The organism is Tenacibaculum sp. M341, assembly GCF_004337695.1.
Classification (GTDB): Bacteria; Bacteroidota; Bacteroidia; order Flavobacteriales; family Flavobacteriaceae; genus Polaribacter.
In genome coordinates, this window is record NZ_SJXJ01000010.1 from 241,153 (window position 1) to 247,715 (window position 6,563).

General features: G+C 30.0%; 5 protein-coding genes. 2 read left to right on the forward strand and 3 right to left on the reverse strand.

The features are described 5' to 3' along the window. The first annotated feature begins 110 nt into the window (after positions 1–110). Together EYW44_RS13720 and rimO are read left to right on the forward strand one after the other, a co-directional pair. Entirely contained in the window at positions 111–1,658 is a 1,548-nt protein-coding gene (locus EYW44_RS13720) for a peptide MFS transporter (protein WP_132724236.1), read from the forward strand. A 68-nt stretch (positions 1,659–1,726) separates the two neighbouring features. After that, a complete protein-coding gene (gene rimO / locus EYW44_RS13725) occupies positions 1,727–3,079 on the forward strand; it encodes a 30S ribosomal protein S12 methylthiotransferase RimO (RefSeq protein WP_132724237.1) in 1,353 nt (450 codons plus the stop codon). Between the two features lie 82 nt (positions 3,080–3,161). Here rimO and EYW44_RS13730 read toward each other — a convergent pair whose 3' ends face one another. The 3 genes from EYW44_RS13730 to EYW44_RS13740 all read right to left on the reverse strand — a co-directional run bounded on the left by EYW44_RS13730 (position 3,162) and on the right by EYW44_RS13740 (position 6,188). Further along, positions 3,162–3,926: a TIGR02757 family protein gene (locus EYW44_RS13730; protein WP_132724238.1), complete on the reverse strand. Its 765-nt coding sequence runs from the start codon at positions 3,924–3,926 to the stop codon at positions 3,162–3,164. 63 nt (positions 3,927–3,989) lie between these two features. Beyond that, on the reverse strand, positions 3,990–4,541 hold the full coding sequence (locus tag EYW44_RS13735; protein WP_132724239.1) for a CPBP family intramembrane glutamic endopeptidase: 552 nt from the start codon (positions 4,539–4,541) through the stop codon (positions 3,990–3,992). Positions 4,542–4,700: 159 nt separating this feature from the next. Beyond that, positions 4,701–6,188 carry a S10 family peptidase gene (locus tag EYW44_RS13740; protein ID WP_132724240.1) on the reverse strand — a complete coding sequence of 496 codons (1,488 nt, stop codon included), beginning with the start codon at positions 6,186–6,188 and terminating at the stop codon, positions 4,701–4,703. Positions 6,189–6,563 lie beyond the last annotated feature (375 nt).

The following is a 6,563-nucleotide window of genomic DNA, read 5'->3' on the forward strand; positions in this document are numbered from 1 at the left end:
GTTGATTAATAGACTCACAAAAACTCACAAACCTTTATTTTTTATTACAATTTACTACAACACTTTAAAATAGTTTGAGAGAAAAATACATTCGTCAAAAACTATTTTAAATGAATACACAAACAGTAAACAAGGATGCGTTTGGGCATCCTAAAGGATTATTATATCTGTTTTTTGCAGAATTATGGGAACGTTTTTCTTTTTATGGAATGAGAGCTTTGTTAGTTTTATATATGACAAAGCATTTGCTTTTTTCCGATGAAATGTCTTTTGGAATTTATGCAGCTTATATGTCATTAGTATATGTAACTCCACTTTTAGGAGGTATGTTAGCAGATCAAATTTTAGGATACAGAAAAGCAATTGTTTTAGGAGGTATGTTAATGGCTTTAGGTCATTTTTTGCTCACTTTTGAAAATGCTATTTTCTTTTATGGTTCTTTAGCTTTTATTATTGTAGGTAATGGTTTTTTTAAACCTAATATTTCTTCTTTAGTAGGAAAACTCTATAAAGAAGGTGATACACGAAGAGATTCTGGATTTACTATTTTTTATATGGGAATTAATATTGGTGGAGCAGTAGCACCATTGTTATGTGCTTGGCTAGCTGAAATGTACGGATGGCATTATGGTTTTATTGTAGCTGGTTTAGGTATGTTATTAGGACTTTTAGTATTTAATAGAGGTTTACAAAGCAATGTTTTTGAGCATCATGGTTTAATTCCAGATGAAAAAGTATACAATAACAAATATATCGGACTCAAAACAGGTAATTGGGTAGTAGTTTGTTCTTTTTTAGCAGTACCTTTTTTCGCAGCTATTGTTTACTTCTGTAGGTTTGAACATTATCTTGTTTGGGTTGTAAGTACTTTAATGGTGTTATTTTTAATTTCAGTACTTAAAAAAGTAAGTACATCAGAACGAAAAAAGTTATTAGTGGCAGTGTATTTTACAGTATTATATACTTTGTTTTCGGCTATTTTTGAACAAGCAGGAAGCTCGCTTACTTTGTTTGCAGATAGAAGTGTAAATTTAATAGGATTAAATGCAGCTCAAACCAACAGTATTAATTCAGGGTTTATTATAATGTTGGCAATTCCTTTTTCTCTATTATGGACGTTCTTAGCCAAAAGAAATAAAAACCCAAATTCAGTAATTAAATTTGGTTTAGGTTTATTGTTTTTAGGGTTAGGATTTGTGATTTTTGGTTTATCAGCCAATCAAGCCGATCAGTTTGCTAAAACTCCCATGTTCTTTTTAATAATAGGAACACTTGTGTATACGATTGGGGAATTATTTTTATCTCCTATTGGTTTATCAAAAATGACAGAATTATCCCCTTTAAAATATATCGCTTTTATTATGGGAGTTTGGTTATCAGCAAATTTCTTTGGACATTTTTTTGCAGGAAAAATAGCAAGTTTAACAACGGTAAAAGAAGGAGAAGTAAGTGTTTTTTCTAAAGGTTTCTTCGGAAAAATATCAGAATTCATCACAGGAATTTCAAATGACAGTGTACTAAATCAATCTGAAAATTTTCAGCAATTGTATAGTTATGTATCTGTATACGCGAATTTTGGTACAATAACCATGTTTTTTGGATTATTGGTAATCCTTCTTTATAAACCAATTAAATCAGCAATGCAAAATGTTCATTAATATTACGGTTAATATTTTTTATTTATAATGAAATAAAGGTATTTTTGCAGACTGATTTTTAATAATATATGCGTACTAAAACAACAAAACAGAATAAAATTAATGTAGTTACCTTAGGATGTTCTAAAAATATTTACGATAGTGAAGTGTTAATGGGACAATTAAAAGCCAATGGAAAAGAGGTAGTACATGAAGATGAAAATGATGATGGTAATATTGTTGTAATTAATACCTGTGGATTTATTGGTAAAGCTAAAGAAGAAAGTATTGATACAATTCTTCATTATGCGCAAAGAAAAGAAGCAGGAGAAATTGATAAAGTATATGTTTCTGGTTGTTTAAGTGAACGTTATAAACCAGATTTAGAGGCTGAGATTACAAATGTTGATCAGTATTTTGGTACACATGATTTACCGAATTTACTAAAAGTTTTAGAGGCTGATTATAAGCATGAATTAATTGGAGAGCGTTTAACAACTACACCAAAACATTATGCATATTTAAAAATTGCGGAAGGTTGTGATCGTCCTTGTTCGTTTTGTGCAATTCCTTTAATGAGAGGGAAACACAAGTCTACACCAATTGAAAATTTAGTGATCGAAGCACAAAAATTAGCAGCTGATGGAATTAAAGAAATCATGCTAATAGCACAAGATTTAACGTATTACGGATTAGATATCTATAAAAAAAGAGCGTTAGCCGATTTATTAAAAGAATTGGTTAAAGTAGAAGGTATTGAATGGATTCGTTTGCATTATGCTTTTCCAACTGGGTTTCCAATGGATGTACTAGATGTAATGAGAGATGAACCAAAGGTGTGTAATTATTTAGATATACCATTACAGCATATCAATACAGAGATTTTAAAATCGATGAAGCGTGGTACAACTCATGAAAAAACTACGAACTTAATAAAAAAGTTTAGAGAGTATGTACCGAATATGGCTATAAGAACTACATTAATTGTTGGATACCCTGGTGAAACAGAAGAGCATTTCCAAGAATTAAAAGATTGGGTAGAGGAGATGCGTTTTGAGCGTTTAGGAGCTTTTCAATATTCTCATGAAGAAAATACTGGTGCTTATGCTTTAGAAGATGATGTGCCAGAGGATGTGAAGTTTAGAAGAGTAAATGAAATTATGGAAGTTCAGAGTCAGATTTCATGGGAACTAAATCAAGAAAAAATAGGTAATACTTACCGTTGCTTATTTGATAGAAAAGATGGAGAGTTCTATTATGGAAGAACTGAATTTGATTCACCTGATGTAGATAATGATGTCATTGTTGATGCAAAAGAGCATTATATTAAGCTTGGTGAGTTTATAGATGTTGAAATTTTTGATGCAGGTGATTTTGATTTACATGGGGTACCTGTAGTAAAGCAAGAACGTCCAGTTCCATTAAATAAGAGAAAAAAGTAATTTACATTACGATAGATAAAAAAACAAAGCGCATAATTTTAATTATGCGCTTTGTTTTTTATACCGTTTAGAAGTTATTGAATTAAAATTTTTCAAAAACTCCCAATCCAAATAAAGCGAAATCATACTTTACAGGATCGTTTTTATCAAATTTCCTCAATGTTTTGTCAAGTTCTTGTATTGCTTTCCAGTCATTTTGCTTACGTTTTAAAATAGTTAGTTTTCTAGCAATATTTCCTGTATGAACATCTAAAGGACAATGCAATTTTGAGCTGTTGTGAGATTTCCAAATACCAAAATCTACTCCTTTTTTAGCATCTCTTACCATCCATCGTAAAAACATATTAATACGTTTGGCAGCTGAACCTTTTACAGGGTCTGAAATGTGTTTTTGAGTTCTTTGTAAATGAGGTATTTCAAAGAAAATTTGTTTAAAATCGTGAATTGCCAATTGATAGTTATCATTATCTTCTTTAGGTTTCAAAACGTCTTCTAATCCATTATGATTTAAGTAGATGTTTTTTAGCGATTGTACAAAGAATTTAAAATCATCAGCATTGAATGTTCTATGCACAAAACCTTCAAATTTTCCTAAGTCATCTTCAGAATGATTCATTACAAAATCATAAGGAGAATTCCCCATTAAATCCATCATTCGGTTCGCATTTTTAATAATCATCGTACGATTTCCCCAAGCAATAATTGAGGATAAGAAACCTGCAATTTCAACATCTTCTTTTAAAGAATATGTATGCGGAATTTGAATAGGATCGCTATCAATAAAATCAAGGTTTTCGTATTTTTCTACTTTTTCATCTAAAAACTCCTTGAGTTCAGCATTCGTCATAATTGTAATAATACCATTTTAAAACAATGACTCAATTTGTAATTTGTCATTGAAAATTTGTGATTAAACTAATTCGCTAGCAAAACTAATTAAAACAAAGAAAGCATTGTAAGTTCCATGTAAAAAAATACTCCAAAGCAATCCAAATTTAATTCTAATACAACCTAAATATCCGCCTAAAATAATTTGAGGAAGTACTAATATAGGAGCTAATAAAATAATATTAGTAGTAAGCTTATAATTGGAAAGATGAACCAAACCAAATACAATAGCAAATATGTAAAAAATGAGCTTAAATGATTTTGGGTTTTTAAATAGTGTTAAAGGAGCTCTAAAAATAAGTTCTTCAAAAAGAGGAGCAATTACAGCAACAATTAAAAATATAGTACCATTGGTAAATTGTTTAAAAAGCTCTGTTACTTTGTGTTTTTCCATATTAACCAATCCAGAAGCTTCTATTAAACCAAAAATAGGTGTCAACAATAAACTAGTTCCAATACAGATGGCTAAAAAATGAAAAAAGATGCGTAAACGATAGTTGAAATCAGTATTGTAATCTTCCTCAATATCTGGATTTTTTAAATATGTTATTATGCCTTTAAATGTTTCTACCATAAGTTTTATTTTTTAGTATCAAGTATCAAGTATCAAGTATCAAGTATCAAGTATCAAGTATCAAGTATCAAGTATCAAGTATCAAGTATCAAGAATTAAGTATGGATTAGAACTAAATACTAACTACTTAATACTTATCACCACATACTTAATTCATAGTTAATGCTTAGCTGCTCCCATGTTTTTAGAGCTTTTGTTAATAAAATCACGTAAATCATCATTTGCTTTTTCTAAGTCAACTTTACGTAAATACATCATATGTCCACTTCTGTAGCCTTTAAAAGACATTCTTGTTTTTAATTTTCCACTAGGATCAATTTTACCCATTGTATATTTTGCAGCAGAGTAGGTGGTAGCTCCATCATAATATCCAGATTGCACTAATAAATGTAAATAAGGATTTTGAGCCATTGCTTTTCTAAGATTTTCTCTAGAGTTATCATTAGAAAAATCCCAAGGATGTACAGGGCCAAACATATTGTATTTTACATCTGTTTTAAACTTTAAAACATTTTGTGTGTAATAATTAATTGCAGGAGTAAAAGAATGTAACCAAGAAACTAGTTCAGAGTTATATTCAGGACTTGTACCTGTTTGTCTTTTATCTAATCCTAAATACCTACTATCCAATCGTCCGATGGTTTTTCCTTTAGAGTCTCTCAATAATTCTTTCCAGAAATAGCTTTTAGGAAGTTCTAAGTTATGTTGTAAGATAACTTCTTTTTTTATTCCTGAATAATAAGCCATTTTTTCAGCAATAGTATTCTTTTCAGTTTCTCCAATATAACCGCCTTTAGCTAAAGCAGGTAATAGCTTGTTAATTGAAAAACTTTCAGATTCGGGTAAAATTTCTAATAAATCTTTTTGTTGCAAAGCATGAGGAAGTTGTTTATGATACCATGCTGCAGCAGTAAAATATGGAAAATTAATGGCATAGTCTTCTGAACTTTCTGTACGAATAATTTTATAATCGGCAGGAGAAACCATAATAACACCGTTTAAATACATCCATTGTCTGCTTTGTAATTCGTATGCTAATTGCATAACGCGAGTTCCTCCGTAGCTTTCACCAATAATGTATTTAGGAGATTGCCAACGATTATTTCTGGTAACAAAAGTATTTAACCAGTCTGCTAAATATTTAGCATCTGCATTTACTCCAAAGAAATATTTCTTATCTACTTTTTCGTCTTTTTTAACCACAGGTCTTGAATATCCAGTATTCACAGGGTTTATAAATACAATATCAGCCACATCTAAAACAGAATACGGGTTGTCTTTAATTCCGTAAGGCTGAATTGGATTACCTTCATCGTCTATTTTCAAAACTTTAGGTCCTGTATATGCTATGTGCATCCATACAGAAGCAGAACCAGGTCCGCCATTAAAAGACATAATTAAAGGTCTTTGTGTTCTATTGGTAACACCAGTTCTTTGATAATAGGTGTAAAATAATGTAGCTTTTACATTTCCGTTTGCATCAAAAACAGGTTGTGTTCCTGTTTGTGCTTTGTAATTTACTTTTTGTCCTTTTATAGTTACACTATTAGTGGTAACTATGGTAGTATCAACAGGAACTCTCTGGTCTTGAGCGTTCACAAAAAGAAAAGTTCCGGTAAGCGTTAACAGTAGTAAGAATTTATTCATTTGGTTTTGGTTTTAGTTGATCTCTTTTGAATACAACGCAAAACAGATGCAACAATATTATAAAGGGTATTTCACATCAATATTTATAGAGGAAATACATATCATAAAAATTAATATGTTATAAAATTAAAGAAAACTTTTAGATTAATCGTAATCACTTTTAATGTATAACAAATAGCTATTTCATGTAGAGAATTATAAACTTTATAACATTAAAACTAATATCAAGGCTTTTTTCTTTTCTCTTTGTTATAGAAGTCATCTTGACTTTTTTTGAGAAAAAATTAAGGGTTGTAGATATTTGTGTTGCGAAACATAAAAACACAACCCTATGTACCAAGTACTAAGCAAAGATATGATAGAATTAGAAATAGT

Coding starts and splice junctions, on each gene's coding strand:
- EYW44_RS13720 (WP_132724236.1), top strand. CDS start 111: ATGAATACACAAACAGTAAACAAGGATGCGTTTGGGCATCCTAAAGGA.
- rimO (WP_132724237.1), top strand. CDS start 1,727: ATGCGTACTAAAACAACAAAACAGAATAAAATTAATGTAGTTACCTTA.
- EYW44_RS13730 (WP_132724238.1), bottom strand. CDS start 3,926: ATGACGAATGCTGAACTCAAGGAGTTTTTAGATGAAAAAGTAGAAAAA.
- EYW44_RS13735 (WP_132724239.1), bottom strand. CDS start 4,541: ATGGTAGAAACATTTAAAGGCATAATAACATATTTAAAAAATCCAGAT.
- EYW44_RS13740 (WP_132724240.1), bottom strand. CDS start 6,188: ATGAATAAATTCTTACTACTGTTAACGCTTACCGGAACTTTTCTTTTT.